Raw genomic sequence first — 26,179 nt, 5'->3', positions numbered from 1 at the left:
AAAATCTCCTATATAAAAATGATTTTTTTTAAATTATTTTTTTAAACCTTCGGAGATTAACTCTAAAGCTTTGGCTATATGTATGTTAATGGTCTTGACGGAGATGTCTAAAAGATTTGCAATTTCTTTATAAGGTAGCTTTTCTATCTTACCTAATATGAAGACTTGCTTGCATCGGGGAGGGAGATTGTTTATGATATTGTTGATTCGGGACATTTCTTCCCGGCTGATAAGTGCTTCATCAGGTGTTTGTAGTTCGTAGGGTATAGCATATTCGCCTACTTCGTCCCATGTAATGGAAACGTTTGAACTATCTTTTTTTCGTAAATAAGAAATTGCTTTATTGTGAGTGATGGTCAGCAGCCATGCTTTTATGTTTCGTATTTCCTCTATTTGATCTCTGTTCTGCCACACTTCAAAGAATACATCACTCACTATTTCTTCTGCTTCTTCTTTCGATCGGGTAAAGCATCGGACATAGTAAAGCAAATCATTCGAATAGGATTCAATAAAACGTCTAAAAGTACGTTCATCCATTTCGGTTGTATGATTTTGAAGATGCATAAATTAAGTTAGGTTCTCTGTGCTGTTAAGGCATTATTGCTATTTCACAAAATACAAAGTTAGAGAAATATATTATTTGGAGGATGCTTTCTGCCTTTTTTTGTAGAGTAAAGAGTAAAATATTATGGAATAGCTGATTATTACTTACTCTTTACTTGTTTCTGCTATATTTCCTTATATTTCTCTCTTGTATTGATAATGGACTTCAAATGCTCGTATTCGCACTCGAAGCAGTGGCTAAAGAAGTTGCGATTTAAATTATGTTCTATCTGCTGGAAAGTCCATAACTTTCCTCCTTTGAATGCTTCATTGCATAAGATTGAATCATCATCTAAATCTAAAGTAAACAGATAAATTAAACGGTTGGTGGCTTCATTTTCGAAATGGTACATGAAGTTAAAGTACAAATTGCTTAATGGGGCTTTAGGTAATACTTGCCGTAATATTCTGCTTGCGCCTTGCTCCAGATTCTCTCCATACAGCAAATAACCTTCCATTAACAGGTCGATTTTTCCTTTTTCAAGTGTGGTGCATTGAGGGCGGGGTAGAAGAAAAAGCATTCCATGAGCGGCAACCGCAATTCTGATTACGGGATTAATATATTCGTTTTTACGATTGATGGCTTCCGCAGCTATTGCTTTTCCAATAACGTCTCCTTTTTTGTTGACTACCGGTACGAAAACAGTATGTTTCATTACTGCATTGAAGTAATGAATTCCAATCTGATTGAATATAATACTTAGAATAAAAACTGTGGGAGGGGCTAGTCTGAATAGAATAAATCGTGTGATTTCGCCTAAAGGATATTGAATAAGAACTGCAAGTAAAATAATCAGGAAATGCAGAATACTTATAATAAGTACTACACGTGCAGAGACGATAGCAGCTTCAGCCCCTTGTACAAAAAGTTGTTTGCAACTTTGTCCGGACTGTGCAGTGTGGTAATCGAGAAAACGTTTTCGATTCAGGAAAATGATGAGAGGAGGGATGATTGCACTGATTTCCAGAGTAAATGGAAACATAAAACGAGGACAATAATTCGATATAAAGACCGTGGTGAGTGATAATAGCAATAGCATTCCAGTAGTACAAAAAAGCATGATTTGTGGAACATGCATGCCTTTGTACCGCCATGTATAAAGACAAAGTAAAACACCCACACCAGTGCCGATGTAGATAGATATGTCCTGCGTTATGAACTCGCACAGTAAAATGGATATAATAACGGGGATAAATCCCAATGACATATTGAACTTTGATGATAGAACTTTTTGATGACCCATTATCCGCACTATTTTGTCGTTTTCTAAATTAACAACTTGTGAGATAAAATGTTCTACTTTTGAGTCTTTTTTTGTAGATATTGCACTGACTTTTCTGCATGATATGATGAACGCACTAAGGGAGCACTTTCTACTTGGGTAAATCCTTTTTCCAATCCAATTTGCTTGTAAAGGGCGAATTGCGTTGGTGTAATATATTCTGCTACCGGATAGTGCCTGTGAGTAGGTTGTAGATACTGTCCGATAGTTAGGATATGGCAGCCTACTAAACGAAGATCGTCCATTAATTCTTCTACTTCTTCTTGGGTTTCACCCAAACCAACCATAATGCCGGACTTGGTAGTAATAGCACTTTCCGCTATTTGGCGTAAAACCTCAAGGCTGGTGTCATATCGGGCGGCACTGCGTACCAAAGGAGTGATACGTCTTACGGTTTCCATATTATGGGAGATTATCTCCGGTTGGGCTTCTATTACTTGAGTAATGAGTTCTTTTCTTCCTTGAAAATCCGGAATCAGGACTTCAACGGTAGTTTCGGGATTCAAACGCTTGATCTCTTGAATGGTCTGTGCCCAATGAGCCGCTCCAAGATCAGGCAAGTCGTCTCGGTCAACAGAAGTGATGACGGCATGGGAAAGTTTCATCAAAGCAATAGACTCGGCAACATGAGTCGGCTCATTGTCGTCCAAGGGTAAAGGTTTGCCTGTTTGCGTGTTACAGAATTTGCAGCAACGCGTGCAAATATCGCCACCGATCATGAATGTGGCGGTACCTTTTCCCCAGCATTCGCCCATGTTCGGGCAGCGTCCACTGCTGCAAATGGTATGAAGACAATGGGATTCAACAATCCGCTTTGTTTCGGTATAACGCTCATTGGCACCAATACTTATTTTAAGCCATTCTGGCTTGCGTATTCTGTCGCCCATTTTTATTTCAGTTCTTTATTGAAAAAGTTAGTCAACTTAGTATAAAGGTGCAGGCGTGTATTGCCTCCGAAAATACTATGATTACGGTTGGTATAAACCTGCATGTCGAATTGCTTGCCAAGTTGTACCAAGTGTTCGGCATATTCCGCACAATTTTGGAAGTGAACGTTGTCGTCTGCCATTCCATGTACCAGTAGGAGGTTGCCATGCAATTTGTCGGCACGCGTAAAGGCTGATGTAGCTTTGTAGCCTTCGGCATTTTCTTTGGGCGTACGCATGAAGCGTTCACCATAGACGGTATCATAATAATTCCAATCGGTTACCGCGGCTACGGCAGCTCCGGCTTTGAATACAGGAGTTCCTTCACTCATGCTCATAATGGTCATATAGCCTCCGAAACTCCAACCCCAGATGCCGATACGGTTTTTGTCTACAAAAGGCTGGCGTCCCATATAAAGAGCAGTCTCTACCTGATCTTTGGCTTCCTTGACACCTAAATTGAGATAAGTGCATTTCTCGAACTCGGAACCTCGTCCTCCGGTTCCGCGACCATCAACGCATACTACAATGTAACCTTGTGATGCCATGTAAGTCTCCCAACTGATGTTGAAAGAGTCGAGTACTTGCTGTGAGCCGGGACCGCTGTATTGGAACATTAATACCGGATATTTTTTGGATGCTGAAAAATCTGTAGGTTTCATCATCCAGCCGTTCAGGGTAGTGCCGTCTGAGGTTTGGAATGAGAAGAACTCCTTTTGAGGTACATTATAGCCTGCAAGTTTTTGTTTTAGTATATCGTTGGTTACGAGGGTAGACAATGCTTTGCCTGTATTGTCATTTAATGTGATAACCATCGGCGTACTAAGATTAGTGTAACGGTTCATAAAATACTTCATGTCCGTGCTGAACATAGCGTTATTGATGCCTACTTGATTGGAGAGCTTTACTTTCTTTCCTTTGCTATCTATTTTATAAACGGCTTTGCGCATGGGGCTTTCCTCATTGCTGGTATAAAAGAAGCTACCGGTTTCCGGATCATAACCCAAGAAGTCTTTCACTTCATAGTTGCCTGCGGTCAGTTGCTTCAGTAGATTGCCACCCATACTGTACCAGTATAAATGGCTGTGCCCGCTCTTATCACTAACGAAACTGAAATTCTCAGGGTAGAAGATAATGTTGTCGAAGACATTTTCTCTAATATAAGTATCGCTTTCGTCACGCAATGCCAGTTTGCAGACTGTACTACGCGGATCGGCAAAGTAGAGGTCAAAACGGTTTTGATGACGGTTCAATGTCATTATAGCCAGTTTATTGGGATCTTCGGTGAAACGAATGCGTGGAATATATCCGTCAGCATCTACCGGAACATTCAGTTTACGGGTTACTTTAGATTTAATATCGAAGGTATGTACGGAAACTTTGGAATTGGGTTCTCCGGTTTTTGGGTATTTATAGGTGTATTCTCCGGGATATTTCTCGTAGGCGGCAATGTGTGGTGCTTCTCCGGCAAATACGGGGAAGGTGTAAGATGGTACAGCTGTCTCGTCGAAACGGACAAATGCAAGCATTTTGCTATCTGCACTGAATTCCAAAGCTCTATTGTAGGAGAATTCTTCTTCATATACCCAGTCGGGGATGCCGTTCAATACTTCGTTCTGTTTTCCATCCTCTGTTATTTGGCTTTCGCTGTTACCGAATATTAATTTAACAAGGTAGATGTTGTTATCACGTACAAAGGCAACCATAGTGCCGTCCGGTGAAAAAACAGGTACTTGTTGCGGCCCACCATCCGAAAGTTTTTGTACTACGTTATTGATTTTACCATCCAAGTTCCGTTTCAGGCTATAAAGATAGTGCACGGCTGTATAGGAATGGCGGTAAATAGGTGTTTTTTCTGTTGCGATCAGTAGTTGGTTACCGTCCGGTGAGAAACTGTAGCTGTTGAAAGTCTTGAAGGGACATTCGCGTGCAGTGGCGGCATCGAACAACACTTCTACCGGTTTGCCTGTTTTGAAGGAATATTTAATGATCTGCGTACCTTCCGCATTCATCTGTGAATAATGTTCTCCATCGCCCGGAATGGGGATGACTCCATAAATGTTTTCAGGGGAGAATTGTCCTGATACTATTTCTTTTAAGTCGAGTGCTCTGCCACCTTGGGCAAAACTGAATAATGTGCAAAGGCAAAAAAGAAGTGTGATACTTATTTGTTTCATAACTTACATCTATAAATATTCTCTTGGAGTACAAAGGTACGATAAAAAATGAAGAATGAAGAATGAAAAAAGAAGAATTGCCATGAGAAGAAGTGTAATTATAAAAAGCCCTCCCTGCTATCTTGGGGGAAAAAGCAGGGAGGGGGAGTCCGTCACTCATAGATGATGATTAAGAATTAGATGATGATTGGAATATCTTTGTTTAGAGAATCTTTACTTTCTTTTGATATTCGGCAATAGCAGCATCCAGGCGTTCGTGGGCGGTGGTGTCACCCGGTACGTTGTGTGACGGATGGATGTACAGATGTACGCCACGATCGGCAAGGATTTCGGCAACGGTAGTGATAGTCATCCATACCATAGTAACGAAACTCAGGGTAGATAATGGACCGACTTTATCAAAATGATCTTTCAAGGGTACAGATGCATCCACCAATGGTACGCATGAATCAACCACGATGTCTGCTAGTTGGAAAAGGTTCTTTCCACTGGAATGACGACTAGGCTTATCACCCGTTTCGCTTGCCGAACCGTATACGATGACTTTCATACCCCGTTTTTTTGCTTCCAGCGCCATGTCGATATTTACGGCATTGATACCCGTGTGAGAGAAGAGCCACAAACAATCTTTAGTATCGAAGTCATAGTTCTTCATGATGGCTTGTCCGTAACCTTCTGTTCTTTCCAGAAAAAGAAACTGGTGGATACCCATTTGACCGATAATCTGAGTGAAGAACGTCAACGGCAATTCACAAAGCGGATGGAAACCTACAAAACTGCCAATACGGGGATACATCTCTTCAACCGGGATCGTTGCATGGCCACAACCAAATGTATGTACCCAACGATCGGCTTCAATTGTATCTGCCATAGCTGTAGCTGCTTTCTTAATGTTTTCCAACTGGGTAGCTTCCAGCTTTTCCATGATACCATGGGCGTTTTTTAACCATTCAAGTGCTAACATAATGTCTTTTTTTTAAAGGTGAATAATTTATTTGAGTGAACGTTTAAACAAGAAGAGCATGATAATAAGTGATGCAATCATCATATAGGGGTATATTTCGATACCGATGTTTTGTGAAGCTATTCCCATCAGGCTGTTCAGTAATGTCTGGCCAATGAGGGCTATTACTAGTGCCACTCCGAAGGCTGTTCCCGAAAGTGACGCGTAGCGACTCCCGAGAATGCTCAATATTACGGGGAAGGTTGAGGCTAGTCCGGCACCAATCAGAACCATGCCTGAGGCGGCTCGTATAAATCCCGGAGAAAAAGTCAGCAGACCGAAACCGATAGCGGTAAGTATAAGGCTGCAAAGAAGTACTGTCTCCTGCTTTATTTTTTTGAAAAGTATAACCAGTAACATGCGCGCTACTGTCAATCCGGCTACCATACAGGTCAATGCAACTAATGCTTGATTAGCGGGAATATCTGTGGTTTGCCCAAAGTAGAGTGTCGACCAATTGTTACATACTCCTTCGATGCCGCTCTGGAAGAAGAGTATAAAACTGAGTAGCAGCAAGCTACTTTCTTTCAGCAATCCCAATCCTTTTTTCACAGGGAAACCTTGTGCTTGCTTAGGTGCCGGAAAACGTATCGGAATGCAATAGAAAATGCCGGCTAGCATAATGACTCCTATACCTTGCAGAATAGTTTCAAAAGTGTAATGTTTGGATAGTACACCCAGCAAGGTAGGGATGCCCAGTGCACCCAACCCGTAGAACATCCCTAGCAGGCTAAGTCGGGAACCTTTTTCTTCTTCGTTCGAAATGTCGGCTACCAAAGCATTTGTTTCTCCGTTAAGAATGCCTCCTCCAAAACCGATACAGATGATGGAGAGTTGTAGCATCGGAATACTACTAAAGAAAGAAAGCCCCTCCATTCCTAATAGCACAATGATACAGCTGGGGACTAATAAGGCTTTATGTCCGAAGCGGTCGACAATGGGTCCGAAGACCAGTGAACCTACCAACATGCCAAGGGGCAGGAAGGTGACTAATGCAGTGGCTTGCAGATTGTCCAAAGCCAATTTGGTTGTCAGTGCGGGTAGCACCGAACCTAGTGTGATCATGGATATGCCAAAGAAACACATTCCGATGCATGCGGCTGTGAAGACAAGGTTTTTACGATAGTTGTTCATGGTTATTCTTTATAAAGATAATTCTTTATGGCAAGAAACGCTGCTCCTATCAGTCCGGCATTTCCGGATAATTGAGAAGGTACAAATTCTACCTGCTTGATGCTGAGCGGTTGTGCCCATTTGCCGGCTTCTTTGTAGATGTCGTCTATGAAAATGCTGGCCGGACCGAATACCCCTCCGCCCCATATTATCTTTTGCGGATTAAGCAAGCTGACAAAATTGGCGGCAGCCATACCCCACATTTCAACCGCTTTTTGTAAAACGGAAACTGCAATCGGATCTTTTTCATTGAAAGCGCTGAATACGTCGTAGGCAGAAATACGGCAGATTGGTTTTTGGCGTAAACGTCCTTTGTATGCTTTATTAGCACGTACTGCATCCCGCACTCTGGCGCCGATGCCATTGCCCGATGCGTAGTATTCAAAGCATCCGCAGGCATCGTATTCTTCTTTATAAGGAGGTTGCAAAGCCATCCACCCGGTTGCACCTATAATGTCGCTAGCACCGTGGAGTACATGCCCGTCAATGATGATGCCGGCACCTATACCTGTACCTACCGCAATAAATATGGCGCTATGGCAATCTTTGGCGGCACCTTGCCACATTTCTCCATACATATAGCAAGTACGGTCGCTATCAATGTATATATTTATGTTCGCCGGGGTTACTCTACGTAGTTCTTCATATAACGGGTAGTTATCCCATCCGGGGATATTGGGCGCCCACACCCGGTTAGTTTGAGAATAAACGATTCCGGGGATGCAAATACCTACGCCATCGATCTGTATGCGGCTTCTGCGGGCTACCGTAAGTAGTTTGTCCAGTATATCCGCAGCAAGTTTACCTACTTCGTGCCCGGTTCGTCCTTTTAATAGTCGTTTCCGGTTGAATAGCATACTTCCGTCAGGAAGAAAAATAGCGCTGGCTATTTTGGTGCCACCGATGTCCAGTGCAATTGTTGCCATGATAGTATAGTATTAATAGGTTGATTTACTAAGGTTGTATGCAAAGCTATGGATTTATTTCAATCTGCATGTATGTAAATGGAGTAATTTGTGTGTAATATATGTCACTAATCACTAATTAATATTTAATACTGGCAGACGGAGGTGTGTGCTTGGTGTATTAAATGCTTTATAATCAATGTTGGTAACATTTTTTTGTACAGCATAAAATAGTTGTGTTTGTGTTCGTTAACAAATTACGCTAGAAATCATGTGCTTAGCTATTTTTGAGTGATTACCAAACTTTTCTTTTATTTGAAGTAAACTTTCTTGCTACGCTTCCGAAACATTTCTTAGTTACTAGTCAATCTATATTTCAGGGCTTGAAACATATATTTCATTAGCTGAATTCTATATTTCACGGCTTGAAATTTATATTTCAAGTTTTGATATATAGTTTTTCTTGCGATAAAGAAAACTTTTCTTTGTATCAATAAAATGTTTTCTTAGGTAGGTGAAAAAGTATGATAGTGTGCTGCTAAGGATATTGGGGCCTTTGGAAAGGAAAACACATTAATTCAATACATTAACCCTAATTTAATGGAATATTAAGGTTTAAATTAATGCTAGGAGCTTTTCTTTGTAATGTGTTTCGAATACATAGAATTTTTTATTTAAATTATAATCACTATGAATCGATGGTATGTCTCCAATCATTACTATTGGCTCACGAGCGAGGCAACCAAGATGTTGCATAGAGAGATTCTGCTGACTCGAAGCATGGACAAATGACGTTAATCTTAATATACTTAATATATGTAATCATGAAGAAAGTATTTCTTTTTATCCTATTCTGCTGTACTTCTCTGTTTGCTTCTGAGGGAGACAAAGATCGAGTGTTTATGCAATTCGTAATGAATGGGCAGAGTCTTTCGACGGGACATCAAGCCTATCCGGTTATCTCAACGGAACACCTCAAAGGCAATTACATGTTGGGTAACCAAGTGTGGATAAACTATGGAAACACAGGAGAACTTACATTTGAACCCTTGGTGGGAACTGTTTCCGAGGCTTTTGCTCATGAGAAGCATTTCAAGAGTAGGCAAGCAGGTACTATAGCCGAATGTCCATTACTGGGAGCCGTCAACCATCTTCGGTTGAAACAACCCAAGATGCCCAACATTCTAGCTACATCGGTAGGGGTGAGCGGAGCAAGCGTAGAAGAACTCTCCAAAGAGTCGGAAACGCGTACTGCGTATAAAGAGTTTGAAACGTCATTGCAATCGGCAGCCAAGATAGCTGCCCAAGCAAATGCGAAGATCATTTGTCCTGCAATTTTTTGGATGCAAGGAGAGTTCAACTATGATCCGAATCCGAAAAAGGGATTACGTGCTAACGTACCCAATACGACTGATAAACGAGAGTATAAGAAACTGCTTGTGAATATAAAGAATAATATGCAAAATGACATACAGCAACAGTATGATCAGACTGATAAACCGGTGTTTATTACCTATCAGACGGGGGCACAATATATGCGTGATACACTTGCCATCTCGATGGCTCAACTGGAAGCGGCTAACGAAAACGATGATATTATTTGTGCCGGTCCCATTTATCCCATGACCGACCGGGGTGGTCATCTTGATAGCAATGGTTATCGTTGGTTTGGTGAGATGCTAGGAAAAGTGTACTATCAATCTCAAGTACAAGGCAAGGCATTTCAACCTTTGCAACCTACGGCAATTGCGAGAGAAAAACTTCCCACCCAAATACGTATCAAGTATCATGTGCCGGTTCATCCATTGGTGTTTGATGTTAATTTGATACCTAAGATCCGGGACTATGGCTTTGAGGTATATTTACATGATTATCGTCAGGAAAACAAACAAACTATCAAACAGGTAGAGATAGACGGCGATGATGTGGTATTGACCTGTGAGCAGCTCTTAGTAGGAGATGTCATTGTAGTATATGCCGGTACTCGTTCATTTATAGAAGACCGTCCGAAGGGAAAAGATGGATTGCAAGGGCATGGAAATCTGCGTGATAGCGATCCGTATAAGGCTTTCTTTAAATATGAAGATTTAGATGAGATGCAGAACGGTACTTTTGTGCATCCACGCGATAGTTTTGAGACAACACTTCGCCCTGATTATGAGCCGAAAGACCGAAAAGGAAGTATTATTTATGGAAAGAAATATCCGCTATATAACTTTAGTGTAGGCTTTTATTATAAATTGCCTGCAGAGAATGATCAAATAAATATATTCTAAAAAAATAACGAATAGTTTATCATTATCTAATATATAAAGACTCTTTTATCCCCGTATTCCCGTTTATTGAAGCTATGTCATTCAATATATGGGAATACGGGGATAAATACAAAAGCATTTTCTCGGGATAAAGAGTCGAGAAACAGAATACTTATCAATGGCTTCCTAATGCAATTCCTTTGAATATTCGCACTTTTACAATTCAATGCTATCATATCAGTGGCATCATAAACTTTTAAACAAATCACTTTTTGGTAATTTTATAAATTGGCTGCTTTTTACTGAGGTGATTTATTCTAAATTCACTAGAATTGCCTAAATTAATATAAAATTAATATAATATTAAATTGGCTTTATGTGAATTTTATGTGATTTGTTATGTGATTATTATGTGATTTATTAAGAACTCAACTTTAATTTTGCTCTTGCTTTTATTATAATAAAATAGTAAAAAGAGTTTGTTAATTACAATTAATGAAAAGTGTATTATGAAAAAACACCTTTTAGAAAACAAAAGCGAAAAAGAACGAGTTCGGAGTTTTCCGTATGTTCAAGAGCTACAGCGCCGCTACCGGATAGTTGTGCCGCTGGTATGTCTTGGTTTCGCCCTCTATGCCTGTGACGAATACAAGTTTCCGGTAACAGATGTGCCAGGGCAGTATGAATTTATTCCGCCCAGTGATGTAGACAAGTTGGCTGTCGAGGGAGCTGACGGACAGATCAAATTGACATGGAATGTAGCCTTGACAGATTCGTTGAAAGCAATCCATGTGACTAACCAGAACACTGGTCAAGAACAAGTAGTAGGAGGTACTGATACGGAAGTTGTCTTTACCGGCTTGACTAACTACGAGAAGTACACGTTTATGGTTAAAACAGAAAACAAGAATGGTCAACTTGCTTATGGCGTTACCATCAGTGCCAAACCATGGGTGCACGATAATGTAAGTCCCGGTACAGTGATTGATCTGACCGGTTACAAAATGGGAGACGAAACAGCTTTCGCTGTATGGAAAAGTCCTGCAGATATTGATGTGAAGGAATTTAGGATTGAATTGGGGGCTTCGTCCATGACTGTAGATGCAGAAACTCATGCTGCTTCCATCATGGGTGACATCACTCAACCATTGAAGGTATACGCCATCGATTATTCCGGTAATTCTTCTGCAGCAGAAGAAACACTGGCCAATGCACCTATAGTAACTATTGACGGATATGACGATGGAGCCGACTTTGTAGGATTAAATCCAGCTATCAATAGCAATGATATCTCAGGTAAGACTACCGAATATATCCGGATTCACAAAGATCCGATTATTACGGGTATCGATGGTTATGTACTTTATTACGATGGAGCTAAATTGGCCGAAACTACCAGTGAGATACCGGCGGCAATAGAAATGTTGACGATGCCTATGCAACAAAATAAACGTCTTTGGGTAAATAATGATGCTAAAACAGACGGTTATTGGCTTGTACCTGTGCAAATTGGAATCATTTCCGGCGGTAAAGAAATCTCTAGATATGATTATCTGACTTACAACAATATCCCTGGAACGTTACAGTTGACAGCTGCAGACTTTATCAATAACGAAAACCGTGGTAGTGGTGGAGCCATTAAGCGTAACAATGATGGCAACCTCTATACCAGCGTACTCGGTAACAACGATGGTCCCGATGTGTGGTGTACGTATACCATCAATGTACTTGAAGATGGTGATTATGACGCATTCATGTTCTATTCTAACGAAGGAAATAAACCCTTCTGGCTTTCGCTGGACGGAGGTGAGAAAATAGAAGGTAAATCCGGAATAGGCGGAGTAGGTACCGGTAACTGGGACTTCTATGCGCCCGCAGACCCTGTCACTCTCTCTCTCACAAAGGGACGACATGAATTACGTGTGGATATCACTCCCGGTGGTTGGAATTGCCAGAAAATTATTTTTAAGAAGAAATAAGCTATGAGAACACTAACAAATATAAAAAGAACAATTGGGCAGCTTGTATGCATAAGCGCATTGCTGCTTATAGCTGGTGTTGCTCATGCACAGCAGACGAAATCAATCCAAGGTTTGGTGTTGGATGAAACCAGTCAGCCCTTGATTGGTGCCACAATTCGAGTAACAACCAGTACGATTGGTGGAATCACCGATATGGATGGAGTGTTTAAGTTGGATCATATCCGAACGGGAGATACATTGCGAGTATCTTATATAGGCTATCAAGATTACCTGCAGGTAGTTAAAGCAAGCGATAATTTCTTCCGAATTTCTCTGTCTCCGGATCAGACACAACTGGATGAGGTTGTAGTAGTAGGATATGGACAACAAAAGAAAGCTTCTGTGGTGGGTGCTATCGCAACCGTTTCTGTAAAGGAACTTAAACAAAGTCCGGTGTCCAATGTATCCAATGCCTTAGCCGGACGATTACCGGGTTTGATTACCGTACAGCGTTCCGGTGAACCGGGTGCGGATCAGGCTACCTTGTATATTCGTGGTATCAGTACATTCGGTTCCGGACAAGATCCGCTTATCTTGATTGATGGTATTGACCGTGGTAAAGAGGGACTTGCTATGATGGAATCTTCGGAAATAGAGAATATCAGTATCTTGAAAGATGCTTCGGCTACAGCTGTATATGGTGTGCGTGGTGCGAATGGTGTGGTACTTGTTACCACCAGACGCGGTACAGTGGGTAAACCCGTCATCTCCTTCTCGGCCGATTTTGGTCTACAATCACCCTCTTCCATGCCTGAATTGGTAGGTGCGTATGATATGGCCGTGTTGACAAATGAAGCTTTGGTGAACAATGGTCAATCTCCTAAATATTCACAGGATCAATTGAACATATATAAGAATGGAGGAGGAAATCCTTTCTTGTATCCTGATATCAATTGGTATGATGAAGTACTGAAGAAAAATGCTTATATGCAACAGTACAATGCCAGCATCACCGGTGGATCGGAGAAAATGCAATATTTTGTGGCTGCTAATGTGTTGAGGCAGGAAGGTATATTCCGCCGGGGGGCTTATAATGATAATTATAGTACCAATGTGAGCTATACCAAGTATAACTTCAGAAGCAACCTTGACTTCCGGTTGAATAATGTTATGTCCGCCAAATTGACCTTGGCAGGTGTAATTGGCGACAAGCGTCGTCCATCGTCTGGCGTGAATGCCATCTTTGAACGTGTGCGTGTAGCCAGTCCCAATGTGACACCTATTCGTAATCCTGATGGAACGTGGGGAGCTCCTCCTACGACTAATCACAATGTGCTTGCCCATTTGGTGTCTCATGGGTATTCAAAAGAAGCAGACTCGGCTATTACTGCTACATTAGGTGCCGCTGCCGATTTGTCGGAATGGGTAAAGGGACTAAGCGTTAATGTTGATTTCTCTTTCGACTTTGACAATTTGTATATATATAATCACAATAAGAATGACGATATGTATACTTTCGGTCCTAATGTAGAAACCTATCCTCATATGGTAATCGGCAATCCGTTAGGATTTGGAGGAGATATTAATACCTACAATACCCGATACGTAATTGAGCCTTCTATACGCTATAGTAATGCGTTTGGAAGTGACAAACAGCATGCCGTTTCCGGTTTGGTTTTGATGAATATGCAGGAGAATACTATACGCGATCAAGAAGTTGCTTATCGCCGCTTAGGAATAGTTGGTCGTGTGACTTATGGTTACAGAGACAAATATTTGGCTGAGGTGAACGCTGGTTACAACGGTTCTGAGAACTTTGCTCCAGGCAATAGATTCGGTTTCTTTCCTTCTGCTTCTGTTGGATGGGTCTTTACGGAAGAAGATTGGTTCAAAGCAAATAAAGTGCTGGATTACATGAAACTGAGAGCAAGTTATGGTTTGGTAGGTAATGACAATATTGGTGGCGAACGTTTCTTCTACGAAAGTCGTTGGGGTGGCGGTGGAGATGCTAAATTCGGTACCAACAAAGGTGGAACAGGAAACGGCGGTGGACTGAAAGAATCTCGTAATGGAAATCCTGACTTGACGTGGGAAACCGCTCACAAGTTCAATTTCGGTTTCGACTCCCGTTGGTTTAATAACCGTTTCGAGTGGACTACCGATGTATTCTATGAAAAAAGAACCAATATCCTTACAAATATAGATATTGTTCCGGCTACTTATGGAGGACCTGCGATTACAGCCAATGCAGGGGCGGTAGAAAATAAAGGTATCGAGTTGGACGGAACATGGCATGAAAGATTAAACAAGAACTTTGATTACTTCGTAGGCGGCATGTTCTCTTTTGCCCGTAATAAAATACTTGAAAGACCGGAAACTCCGAGAGCTTATCCATACTTGCAGCAGGTAGGCTACCGTGTAGGTCAAGCAAGAGGGTTTATCGCTGAAGGATTGTTCCAATCAGAAGAAGAGATATTGAGAAGTCCTGCTCAGTTCGGTCCTCTTTACCCGGGAAATATCAAGTATGCAGATATAAATGGTGATGGTGTCATAGACGATAATGACCAGCATCCGATAGGATTTACCAATGTTCCCGAAATAATGTACAGTGTGAAAATGGGTTTCAAATACAAGAACTTCGACTTTAGCTGTCTGTTTCAGGGAGCAGCCAATGTGAACTACGATTTCAGAACTGGTGCCAACATGCCGTTCAACAACGAAAACAGTACACCTATCGTTGAGTGGTTAGACCGCTGGACACCGGAGAATCGCGATGCAAGCCTGCCTCGTCTTATCCCCGCAATAGGATCGACAGGTAACGATGGGAACAGAAGCAGTACCTTCTGGTTAAAAAACGGTAACTATATCCGTTTGAAGAATATAGAGATTGGTTACGCACTTCCTGAAAGTTGGATGAAAGCCATCAGAGGAACTGATGCTCGTTTCTATGTCAATGGAATAAACCTGGTGACTTGGGATAAAGTTCCGGTATATGACCCCGAAAACACAAACGCCAGCTATCCTTTGATGAAAGTAATCAATGTAGGAGTTAAAGTATCATTCTAAAAAAGTGATGAAATGAAAAAGAAAAATTATTTATTGTTAGGGCTTACACTGCTCTTATGCTCATGTCAGGACTATTTGGATAAACCTGCAAGTAATGATATGGATATCGATAAAGCTTTTGCGACAGTGATAGAGGCAAAAAAAGTAATGAATGACATATACTCTGAGATGTATGGTAACGCCTATAATGTGACCGCTCGCGGAGTGATATATGACTGTGCTGCAGATGATGGAATCGGTGGCTATGCCCCATTGTGGACAGACAAAGTCCAGTTTGGAATGTGGACGCCTGATGACGGCGGTGGCGATGGTGAGGAAAGTTCTATTCCTACTATTGGTTACTGGAAAAACACTTATAAAAGAATTCGCAAGGCCAATTTGTTCTTGGAAAATGTAGATAGAGCGCAAGGAGCTGAATCGGATAAAGTTCTCATGAAAGCGCAAGTCAGATTTTTACGTGCATTCTTCTATGAGGAACTTATCAGACGTTTTGGAGGGGTTATCATCTTAGACCATTCTGTGAATCCTAACGACTATGCAGAGCTGATCAATCAGCGACGTAATACGTTTGAAGAGTCGGTAGAGTGGGTATGTAGCGAATTGGAAGAAGCAGCTAGAAATCTTCCTTCTAATGTTGTTGCCACGCCCAATCAGGTGGGTATGGCTACCAGTGCAGCTTGTTATGCTTGCATAGCTCGTTTACGTCTTCAGGCTGCCAGTCCATTATTTAATACAGATACTCCCGTATCGTCTGAGTATACCGATATCCAGTGTTATATGAATTATGATAAATCAAGATGGGCAAAGGTTGTTGAGGCTTGTAAAATGGTTATGAACGATCCCACCTATTCTTTGGATTCTCCGCTAGCTGAACCAGATGATACAAAGTTGGAACTAGGGACTTGGGAATACTATTATCGCAAATTTGTTGATAGACAGTTTAAATATACACCGGAAATTATTTGGCTTTCTCACCCTACTATTGACAATCGTTGGGAAGGTATTAATGCACAGTGGAGAAATCGTACGGAAAATGGTTTCCACTGGATGAACGGCAGCTATCAGTTGGCTATGGAATTTGAGATGTACCCTAGTGGATTGATGCCTTCGCATCCCGAAAGTGGATATGACTTGACTAATGCTAAACAGGGAAAAGATCGTGATCCTCGCTTCAAGGCTACCCTTGCATTTCCGGGTGCAGTGTATGATAAATATACTTATCAACCATGGGCAGGCGGTTCGGATTCAAATAATCACGGTTGGGCAGAAGCTGTTCTCACTGGATTTTGTTTACAGAAGTACATCGATCCTATGTTTTCGGACTCAGATCCTAACAATGGTGGTCGCGGCAACTGTCGTAGAAACTTCACCCGTATTTTCGGCTTAAGTGAATTGATGTTGAATTTTGCTGAAGCACAGAATGAACTTGACGCTACTCCTTCCCAAGCGGTTTACGATGCAGTCAACAAGATTCGCAACCGTGTAGGTATGCCCGATCTACCTACTGATCTGACTCAAGATCAGATGCGCAAGAAGATTTGGCATGAGCGTCGTATAGAGTTGGCTTTTGAAGATTTCCGATTCTTCGACATCCGTCGCTGGAGAATAGCCGAGGAAGTGATGAACGGCAAATACATCCAAGGATACGATGTACCCAAACCGCACGACGGAGGTTTTTACAATATTGTGAATGTAAAAAGACCAATGATCTTCTTAAAGAAGGATTATCTATTCCCACTTGGCACATCAGAAATATTGATGAACCCTGCGCTTCAACAAAATCCGAACTGGCCTAAATTATCAACAGCAACTAATTAATTGAATGAGAAATATGAAAAAATATATCTATCTGTTTATTATGCTTGTATGCATAATGAGCAGTTGCACAAGACCGGAAGACGGATTGGTGATTCCACCAAGCGTAAATGCTAACTTGACCCGCTTTCGAGTTTATCAGAATCAGAATATTTATTTTGATGCAACCATTGATCAGGAAGCCCGCACAGTGTCACTTACCATTCCGAAAGGAATTGATAAAACAACTATTCGCCCCGAGATCGTTGTGTCTGAAAGAGCAGTAGTAACGCCTGCATCGGGCGAAGTGCAGGATTTTACCAATCCGGTAGAATATACGGTAGTGTCTCCAAACGGTGAGACAAATAATGTCTATACAGTTACAGTAAATTATTAAAGAGCAAGCAATATGAAAAAATATTTTATAGCACTATTCATTTTGCCGTTGTTATTGATTGCATGTGAGGAAGAAGGTCCGCTTCCAGCAATGCCTCCATACATTTTTTTCAATAATGATGTAAACACATATGTGATAGATCCGAATGATTTCTCTCTGACCGATGATCCGGAAGCGAAGGTAGATACCATTATTGGTAGAATATATGCTCAGCAAAAGTTCTATTCGTTTGTCATGGGAGAATCCACACTGACATCCGATATCTTAGGAGATAGCATATCTCGGATATTTAAGCTAGCAGTACCGCTCGAAGGCAAGAAGGAGGATTTTGATATTTCTTTTATGGTGACCGACCAAGTAGGTAATACGGTATCTACTCCATTCCACTATCTTATGGCTAAACCTGTTGACACCTATACTGTGACTATGGGTGCGCAATATAATCCTTACTTGGGCTTTTTCTTCTCATTCGAGGACAAACAAGTGTATACTGTGTCTGAGATGAAGTCGATGAAAAATCCCCAAGGATTCTGTTTCGGTTACAACATAGGTAAAAAAGAAATTCTATTTGTTTCTCCGTCAGACTTGATTCTGCAGAATATTTTGCCCGATTACAAAGCAGGCTACATTACCAGCTTTGTGAGTGTATCGGCTGTGAAAGGAAAAGCCATTACTAAGAGTGTGTTCGATAATATGACGAATGACGCATTGATGCGCAATCTCAATATGATTGAATACGGTACCTTCAGTACGGCTACGGTGAATGAGGGCATGGCCTACCTGTTTAAGAATGAAGATGATTCCGTTCGAGGTATGATGTTTGTCGAGTCGTTGACGTCGGGTGTGGGTGGTAAAGTTACACTGACCATTAAAATGATGAAATAAAAAGCAGCAGAGCATAAGTCTCTAATGAGTTACCCTGCCATAAGCCCGACTAACCCTCGGCTTGTGGCAGGGTTTATTTATTAATATAAAAACTGCTTGCTGTTAAATGAAAACTTATTTTGCATAATAGCAAAAGTTGCTTTACCTATAATATAAACTTTAATCAAAAGCTTTGATCTTATAATCAGAACCTTTGGTTATATAATCAAAGGCTTCGGTTTTATAATCAAAAGTTTTAATTATAGTTTTCTTTAAAGGTAAGAAGATTTTTGCCTTTATGCAAAGGAGGTTTTTAATAAGGCTTGAAGACGTTTTAAGTTAAATGGTAGGCAGTGCATTTTAGTTCACGGAGCAAAAAAGAATTCCTTTGTACAACTGAATTCTTTTTAAAATCTTATTTTTGCCAGTAATATAGAATAGTACCTTATGAGTGATATGTCTCTTTACAATGAGTTTCCCTCTTTCCTGAAACGCTATTTTTTCTGTAAAGTGCAGAAAATATCGTTGAATGCCGGCTTTACTTGTCCCAATAGGGATGGGAGCAAAGGCTATGGCGGTTGTACTTACTGCAATAATCAGACTTTCAATCCTGATTACTGTCGTACGGAGAAGCCCATAACCCAACAATTGGAAGAAGGAAAACTATTCTTTGCTCGTAAATATCCGGAAATGAAGTATCTTGCCTATTTTCAGGCGTATACTAATACGTATGGTGAACTGGAAAGCCTGAAACGGAAATACGAAGAAGCATTGACGGTAGATGGAGTGGTGGGGTTGGTCATCGGAACCCGTCCCGACTGCATGCCTGACGAGCTGCTTCGGTACTTGGAAGAGGTGAACAAGCATACATTTCTTTTAGTAGAATATGGAATAGAAAGTACCAATGACGCGACACTGAAACGCATTAACCGTGGACATACCTTTCAGACAACTATGGATGCTGTAGCTCGTACGGTGTCTTGTGGAATTCTGACAGGTGGGCATGTTATTCTAGGATTGCCGGGCGAAACCCACGAGAATATCGTGGCGCAGGCAGAAGTTTTATCCCGTTTGCCGCTGACTACCTTGAAAATGCATCAGTTGCAACTGATTCGAGGTACCAGTATGGCATTGGAGTATGAGCAACATCCGGAAGATTTCCATTTATTTGATGTGGACGAATATATTGAACTTGTCATAGATTACGTTGAACATCTGCGTCCCGATCTTGTGTTGGAACGTTTTGTGTCGCAGTCGCCCAAAGAGTTACTTATTGCTCCCGACTGGGGGTTAAAAAATTATGAATTTAATCATCGGGTTCAAAAAAGAATGAAAGAACTGGGTGCTTATCAAGGCAAGAAGTATGAAATGTGAGAAAAAAGCATTAATTTTGCCGCTGTTAGAATATGGAATCAATCTAAATTAGAGTAAACAATGAACCCTAAAACTTTGATAAAAGGAAAAATCCACTACGTGGGAGTGAATGACCGCAACAAGCATTTGTTTGAAGGAATGTGGCCGTTACCTAACGGAGTGTCTTACAACTCTTATCTGATAGATGATGAAACAGTAGCGTTGATAGATACGGTAGATATCTGCTATTTTGAGGTATATCTTCGCAAGATAAAATGTATTATCGGTGATCGTCCCATTCAATATCTTATCATCAATCACATGGAACCGGACCATTCCGGCTCTATTCGTCTTATTAAACAGCATTATCCCGATATTGTTATCGTGGGCAACAAGCAGACTTTCGGTATGATAGAAGGTTTTTATGGTGTTACGGGCGAGCAGTATATGGTAAAGGATGATGATTTCCTTGCTTTAGGACATCATACTCTTCGTTTTTACATGACTCCTATGGTGCACTGGCCCGAGACGATGATGACTTTCGACGAAACGGATGGTGTTCTCTTCTCCGGAGACGGATTTGGCTGCTTCGGCACGTTGGACGGCGGTTTCCTCGATACACGTATTAATCTCGATAAGTATTGGGATGAGATGGTGCGTTATTATTCTAATATTGTCGGAAAATATGGATCTCCGGTACAAAAAGCATTGGCGAAGTTGGGCGGTCTGCCCATTTCTACCATCTGCTCTACTCACGGACCGGTGTGGACGGACAATATAGCCAAAGTTATCGGCATCTATGATAAATTGAGCCGGTATGCCACCGACGAAGGTGTGGTTATTGCATACGGCTCTATGTACGGCAATACCGAACAGATGGCTGAGGCTATCGCTGCCGAACTTTCGGCACAAGGCATCAAGAATATTGTGATGCATAATGTAAGTAAAAGTAATCCTTCCTATATACTGATGGATATCTTTAAATATCGTGGTTTGATAATTGGTAGCCCTACTTACAGCAATCAGATTTATCCGGAAGTAGAATCTTTGCTTTCTAAAATATTGGTGCGTGAGGTGAAAGGACGTTATCTCGGCTATTTCGGTTCATTCTGCTGGTCGGGTGCTGCCGTGAAACGTATGGGCGAGTTTGCAGAAAAGAGCAAGTTCGAAATCGTAGGCGACCCGGTGGAAATGAAGCAGGCCATGAAAGATATCACCTACGAACAATGTGAAAATCTGGCACGTGCCATGGCGGATCGTTTAAAGAAAGACAGAAACAGTGATCAATAATATATTAACCTCTTAAAGATAATAACAATGAGACTAATCATTCAGCCGGATTATCAATCCGTATCACAGTGGGCGGCACATTATGTAGCTGCAAAAATCAAAGCGGCTAATCCTACGCCTGAGAAACCATTTGTATTGGGATGTCCTACCGGATCTTCTCCTTTGGGCATGTACAAAGGTTTGATAGACTTGAACAAGAAAGGGATCGTGTCTTTTCAGAACGTGGTTACTTTTAATATGGATGAATATGTAGGTTTACCTCAAGATCATCCTGAAAGCTACTTCTCTTTTATGTGGAATAACTTCTTCAGTCACATCGACATCAAACCGGAAAACACTAATCTTCTGAATGGTAATGCTGCCGACTTAGATGCTGAGTGTGCACGTTATGAAGAGGCAATCGAGTCTTACGGTGGTATCGACCTGTTTATGGGTGGTATCGGTCCCGACGGACACATTGCTTTCAATGAACCGGGTTCTTCTTTGTCTTCACGTACTCGTCAGAAAACGCTGACTACCGATACTATCATTGCTAACTCTCGTTTCTTTGACAACGATGTAAATAAGGTGCCCAAGACTGCGCTAACTGTTGGCGTAGGTACTGTGTTGAGCGCTAAAGAAGTGATGATTATTGTAAATGGTCACAACAAGGCTCGTGCACTCTATCATGCGGTAGAGGGTCCTGTAATGCAAATGTGGACTATCAGTGCTTTGCAAATGCACGAAAAGGGTATCATTGTTTGCGATGATGACGCTACTTTCGAATTGAAAGTGGGTACTTACCGTTACTTCAAGGATATTGAGGCAGATCATTTGGATGCAGAAAGTTTGCTAAAATAAGCAGATAACGATCTATCAATTAGCGCAATCCGTTTATAATAAGCAAACGGATTGCGCTTTTTTGTAAAATGAGTGCTAGTTTGCTACTAGTTTTATAACTAACAACTGGTGCTATCTAATTTAAATATATAATGGAAGAACAACCGTTTGATTATTCAGAAGTTCCCGGGCGCTTCGGTATGTGCGCTGCCCAGAATTGTCCCAAAAGTGCAACTTGTTTGCGTCAGATAGCTTATAATCATGCTCCTGCTGATGTTCCTTTTTTGCCCACGCTAAACCCGCGGACTATTGCAACAATGATGCCGGACAAATGTGAATATTATTGCTCCAATAAGAAAGTTCGTTATGCAAAAGGCTTTTTGTCTACCACAGAATCGCTTCCGGTACGTGTGTCAGCTACATTCCGCTACAGACTGATTGGCAGTTGGGGCTTCAGAAGGTACTACCAGAAGCGGAAAGGCGAAACACTACTGTCGCCCGCCGAACAAAAACAGATTATTGCACTTGCCAAAGAGTTAGGACTGAATCAGCAGGAGTACTTTGATACCTACAAAGAAACGTATTGCTGGGGATAGGAATAGGCAGATGTATTTTCAACATTAGATTAATACATTCTTTACATAAGAGGAAGACATCCTTTACCTCACAGCATCACGCTCTTTACACTATGGAGTAAAGGTGTTTACACTACAAGGTAACGACCGTTACACTATTAGGTAAGGGTTGTTACATCCTTGAGTAAAAGTATTTACATTTATGTGAAATAGATATGTAAACAGAAAGTGTTGGTAATTAAGTATATCCATAACATACAATGACTACTACTTTGCCCTGTGCTTTCTTTTGTCTGTCGCTATCCTTAATCTTTTAGAGCTAAATTATACATAAAAGTAGTCGTATCTATTTGTAATGCTACTGGATAGTATCTTGCATTTTTGTTCATTTTGCAGAATGATAAACAACTGCATTTCTTACTTTCTATTGGTTCAAGCTAAACTTCAGCCAAGGAGGTTTTGCGTCGTTTATTTTGATACGTGGTATTCTTCCTAACGGTAGTTTCTACAATTTTTGGATTCATTTCTTTTATGATTGGTATAGACAAAGAAGCCTTTTGGTTTCCATTGGCAGCAGGGAACATCGGTGGGCTGTGAGGTCTGTTATCAGCATCGCCAGTATTTGTGCTGAAACGACGTGATTTGCGACCCTACAATGTCCACTTCAGAGGATAGAATCTGTTCTTAATGAATTTATAATTAGGTTGTTCGTAAAATAATTCTTTGTCCACAGTTGCTTTTGTCTGTTTTATGGGCTTTACCTACCTTTGTTTACTTCAGAGATTTACTTATTATATGGAATCAGAATATTCTTTTGATGAGTTATTGTGTCAATCTCTTCAGTTATTCCATCAATATCGCTTGTATGGTGATGAGCCGGAATGTGAAGGTAAAGCTTCTTTGATGTTAAAGGAGGCAGAGAATCTTGTAAGTGATTCTAAAGATTATATCCGTATGGCAAAATGGGGGTGCGTAATAGAATGTTTAGCCCAAAAGTTTTATATTAATGATGAAACGGATACGGTATTAGGAAATATGGATGTTTCACTGATTTATTTTTGGAAAAAAGCAGCACGTTCTGAAATAGCAGTGTTTCCTTTTTATTTGTGGATAGGATATTACTTTTTGTTACGTTGTAGAAATAGCCATTCTACTTTTCGTAGTCGAAGTAAGAGGGAAATATCTGAAATAGTATCTTTTTTAGCGGAGATATTTCGTAAATTTAAGAACAAAGCTATTCCTGTTGAAACCTTATCTTTTTTTCCGGCTGATCTATGGGGAGAAACTGTATGTTGGGCAGAACTGGTACATGATACTCGTGTTTGTGAAAAGCAATCTGCATACCTTTTGGCGCAACTTTATAATTTGAAAAAAACAGGTATTTCGCAAGGGGAATCAGAGGAAAACGTGCTATTACAGCTGATTTTGAAGTTCTATTGCTTTTAATACTATAAGTAAGATAAATTTTTGTCCACTACTTTTTAGGACGTTATGATATGCATTTGATTTGTAGTCAGTGTTTTATCAAAGTGTGTTCTTTGCTCTTTTTTGTCCACTTCTCTTTTGATGAAATTTTTATGATGTTTGCTATATTTGAATAAGTAAAAGTAGCATAGTTGCAATCGTGACATTGTTTTTTTATTATCGAAATAATTGGTTATTAAATAGTAGTTTTCTTGTTTATTAGAATTGGTCGATTTTAAAGGTAAAGTTTAAAGGTTTGTTTGTAGGAAATAGTTAATATTGTATTTGCAGAGGCATCTCTGCAAATATGATATTAATTTTTTTGTATAGTACTGAATGTTATATTTTCCTCCATTTAGTGTGCTTTTTGAAACAGATATTTGTATCTTTGGTCAGTTAACTGTTAAATCATTACTTTGGTAATGCTAAATGAGTTAATTTTATATTTGTAAGATCTATAAAAGATTTGAAATGCAACTTATGGTACGATATCTACAAATTATTATTTTCTGCGGGCTATTATGCTCATGCGCACAGAATGAAACAACTGAAATTCTAAGTAAAGTAGAAGGATGTATGGAAGTATATCCTGATAGTGCTTTATTATTATTAAATCAAATTCCTCATCCGGAGAGACTGTATGGAAAACAATGTGCTGATTATGCACTGCTCTTAACCCAAGCTCGTGATAAAAATTATTTGGATAGCTTACAATCTGATTCATTGATAAAACTTGCGGTAGATTATTATCAAGATAACGATGATAATGTGAAGGCGGGAAAAGCACTCATATATTATGGTAAAGTGTTGGATTTGCAAGATAATGATACAATAGCCATGCAAGCTTATTTGAATGCCCAAACTAAATTGGAAAAAACAAAAGAGTATAAAATGCTGGCTATGTTGCAGGAATATATAGGTCGTGTGAATGATGATCGAGCTATGTATGATGAGGCTTCTGATAATTATCGAAGATCTGTTTATTACTTTCAAAAAATGGCTGATACATTAGGGATAATATATAACTATCGTAATATGGCATGGATATATGACATTAAGCAAGAAAGTGATAGTGCAATGTGGTATTTAAATCAAGGAATTTTACTTTTAAATGGCGATAGTACTGCATCTATTTTACCTTCATTGCTTCAAATGTTGGGAATTGTAGAAAAAAAGGAAGGGAAGTTTAATAATGCTATTGATCACTTTTTAGCGGCTATTAAATATGAAAAGAATCCTCATACTATTAAGCACTATTATTTATCTTTGGGGGATGTATATAGGCAAATAGGAAAATTGGATAAAGCAAAAAAGTGTTTTGAACAGGGCTTGACATCTAAAGATGTGTTCACGCAGTCTGGTGCATATAATTATCTTTATTTATTAGAGAAACAAAATGCAGATTATGCTTTAGCTCTTTATTATAAAGAAAAGTCTGATTCATTATGGAGATTAGATCAAGATGCAAATTTAAGCAATCAAATACTTACTCTCCAACGTAAATATGAAACAGGGAAGTTAAAGATGGAAAAGAATTTGCTCGAACAGAAAAATCAAAAACAATTTTACTTTTGGATTTCCATTTTTTCTTTACTGATAATTATCAGCATCTCTTTATATTTTTGGATAAAAAAACAATATAGAAGAATTCTAAGAAAACGTTTGAAGGTGCATTTTGAGAAAGTGACTGAAGCTATAAATAAGAATGAACAGATAATAGGACAATATATTTGCCAGATTGATGATTTGAAACGTAAGGAAGAAACAATTGCAAAGAATGCTGAATTGCAAATGGAAAGTTTAAATCAGAGGATTAATGATCTGGAGAATAAAAATGATGAATCGGTTAAAGAACAAATTGTAAAATTGAATCAAAGAATTCAAATATTGGTAAGTGAGAATAAAGCAATAAAAGAAGATTCTTGTGCAGGTGGTATCTATGTTTTAGAACAATTGAAGAAAGGTCTTCTCATTGTTGAGAATATGACTCAAAAAGAAAAATCTCAGGTATTTGAATATATTGATTTGATGTTTGGAGGTTTTGTGAGTAAATTGAAAAAGGAATATAGCCTAAATGATAATAATCTCATGTTGGCTATATTTGTTAAGCTTGACTTTACTGCAGCTGGATTAATGATTGTATTTCAATGTGAGAAGAATTCAATTTTCAAGAAAAAACAAAGGTTGAGAGATAAATTAAAATTGAAAAGTGATGATGAATTAGATAAGTTTTTAACTTTTTATCCTTTAAATATGTCCACTTGATTAAAA

The 26,179-nt window shown here is 39.9% G+C and carries 19 protein-coding genes and 1 pseudogene; 13 read left to right on the top strand and 7 right to left on the bottom strand.

Annotated elements, in window-relative coordinates; translation table 11 throughout:
• Window positions 1–33 precede the first annotated feature (33 nt).
• The 7 genes from Q1W14_RS02230 to Q1W14_RS02200 form a co-directional block, all read right to left on the bottom strand.
• Window positions 34–564 (bottom strand): RNA polymerase sigma-70 factor, encoded by a 531-nt coding sequence (locus Q1W14_RS02230; RefSeq protein ID WP_300698888.1) that lies wholly within the window; start codon window positions 562–564, stop codon window positions 34–36.
• Between the two features lie 164 nt (window positions 565–728).
• Window positions 729–1,847, bottom strand: coding sequence for a hypothetical protein (locus Q1W14_RS02225; RefSeq protein ID WP_300698885.1), 1,119 nt, complete (start codon window positions 1,845–1,847; stop codon window positions 729–731).
• A 53-nt stretch (window positions 1,848–1,900) separates the two neighbouring features.
• Window positions 1,901–2,773 carry a lipoyl synthase gene (gene lipA, locus Q1W14_RS02220; protein WP_300698883.1) on the bottom strand — a complete coding sequence of 291 codons (873 nt, stop codon included), beginning with the start codon at window positions 2,771–2,773 and terminating at the stop codon, window positions 1,901–1,903.
• A 2-nt stretch (window positions 2,774–2,775) separates the two neighbouring features.
• On the bottom strand, window positions 2,776–4,989 hold the full coding sequence (locus Q1W14_RS02215) for a S9 family peptidase (RefSeq protein ID WP_300698880.1): 2,214 nt from the start codon (window positions 4,987–4,989) through the stop codon (window positions 2,776–2,778).
• 202 nt (window positions 4,990–5,191) lie between these two features.
• Entirely contained in the window at window positions 5,192–5,953 is a 762-nt protein-coding gene (locus tag Q1W14_RS02210; RefSeq protein ID WP_300698877.1) for a sugar isomerase domain-containing protein, read from the bottom strand.
• A 27-nt stretch (window positions 5,954–5,980) separates the two neighbouring features.
• Window positions 5,981–7,126: a sugar MFS transporter gene (locus tag Q1W14_RS02205; RefSeq protein ID WP_300698874.1), complete on the bottom strand. Its 1,146-nt coding sequence runs from the start codon at window positions 7,124–7,126 to the stop codon at window positions 5,981–5,983.
• A gap of 2 nt (window positions 7,127–7,128) precedes the next feature.
• A complete protein-coding gene (locus tag Q1W14_RS02200) occupies window positions 7,129–8,091 on the bottom strand; it encodes an ROK family protein (RefSeq protein ID WP_300698872.1) in 963 nt (320 codons plus the stop codon).
• A gap of 803 nt (window positions 8,092–8,894) precedes the next feature.
• Between Q1W14_RS02200 and Q1W14_RS02195 the strand changes: the two genes are divergently transcribed.
• The 13 genes and pseudogenes from Q1W14_RS02195 (at window position 8,895) to Q1W14_RS02135 (ending at window position 26,173) form a co-directional block, all read left to right on the top strand.
• On the top strand, window positions 8,895–10,346 hold the full coding sequence (locus Q1W14_RS02195; protein WP_300698869.1) for a hypothetical protein: 1,452 nt from the start codon (window positions 8,895–8,897) through the stop codon (window positions 10,344–10,346).
• Window positions 10,347–10,834: 488 nt separating this feature from the next.
• Complete coding sequence (locus Q1W14_RS02190) at window positions 10,835–12,304, top strand: hypothetical protein (RefSeq protein WP_300698866.1); 1,470 nt, start codon at window positions 10,835–10,837, stop codon at window positions 12,302–12,304.
• Between the two features lie 3 nt (window positions 12,305–12,307).
• Entirely contained in the window at window positions 12,308–15,352 is a 3,045-nt protein-coding gene (locus Q1W14_RS02185) for a TonB-dependent receptor (protein WP_300698863.1), read from the top strand.
• Window positions 15,353–15,364: 12 nt separating this feature from the next.
• Window positions 15,365–17,170 carry a RagB/SusD family nutrient uptake outer membrane protein gene (locus Q1W14_RS02180; RefSeq protein WP_300698861.1) on the top strand — a complete coding sequence of 602 codons (1,806 nt, stop codon included), beginning with the start codon at window positions 15,365–15,367 and terminating at the stop codon, window positions 17,168–17,170.
• A gap of 13 nt (window positions 17,171–17,183) precedes the next feature.
• Window positions 17,184–17,543: a hypothetical protein gene (locus Q1W14_RS02175; protein WP_300698858.1), complete on the top strand. Its 360-nt coding sequence runs from the start codon at window positions 17,184–17,186 to the stop codon at window positions 17,541–17,543.
• Window positions 17,544–17,555: 12 nt separating this feature from the next.
• Window positions 17,556–18,428 carry a hypothetical protein gene (locus Q1W14_RS02170; RefSeq protein ID WP_300698855.1) on the top strand — a complete coding sequence of 291 codons (873 nt, stop codon included), beginning with the start codon at window positions 17,556–17,558 and terminating at the stop codon, window positions 18,426–18,428.
• Window positions 18,429–18,854: 426 nt separating this feature from the next.
• A complete protein-coding gene (locus Q1W14_RS02165) occupies window positions 18,855–19,781 on the top strand; it encodes a TIGR01212 family radical SAM protein (protein WP_300698850.1) in 927 nt (308 codons plus the stop codon).
• 60 nt (window positions 19,782–19,841) lie between these two features.
• Complete coding sequence (locus Q1W14_RS02160) at window positions 19,842–21,050, top strand: FprA family A-type flavoprotein (RefSeq protein WP_300698848.1); 1,209 nt, start codon at window positions 19,842–19,844, stop codon at window positions 21,048–21,050.
• Window positions 21,051–21,077: 27 nt separating this feature from the next.
• Entirely contained in the window at window positions 21,078–21,890 is an 813-nt protein-coding gene (gene nagB / locus Q1W14_RS02155; protein ID WP_300698845.1) for a glucosamine-6-phosphate deaminase, read from the top strand.
• 131 nt (window positions 21,891–22,021) lie between these two features.
• The gene (locus Q1W14_RS02150) at window positions 22,022–22,465 is read left to right on the top strand and encodes a DUF6078 family protein (RefSeq protein WP_300698843.1); all 444 of its coding nucleotides are present in this window, start codon (window positions 22,022–22,024) and stop codon (window positions 22,463–22,465) included.
• 392 nt (window positions 22,466–22,857) lie between these two features.
• Window positions 22,858–23,041: pseudogene (locus Q1W14_RS02145) on the top strand (hypothetical protein); the annotation flags it as partial.
• A 198-nt stretch (window positions 23,042–23,239) separates the two neighbouring features.
• A complete protein-coding gene (locus Q1W14_RS02140; protein WP_300698840.1) occupies window positions 23,240–23,890 on the top strand; it encodes a hypothetical protein in 651 nt (216 codons plus the stop codon).
• 594 nt (window positions 23,891–24,484) lie between these two features.
• Entirely contained in the window at window positions 24,485–26,173 is a 1,689-nt protein-coding gene (locus tag Q1W14_RS02135) for a hypothetical protein (protein ID WP_300698837.1), read from the top strand.
• The last annotated feature ends 6 nt before the right edge of the window (window positions 26,174–26,179 follow it).

The organism is Bacteroides sp., assembly GCF_030151085.1.
Taxonomy (GTDB): domain Bacteria; phylum Bacteroidota; class Bacteroidia; order Bacteroidales; family Bacteroidaceae; genus Bacteroides.
The sequence above is the reverse complement of the archived record's forward strand: the minus strand, read 5'-3'. Positions and strand labels throughout refer to the sequence as shown.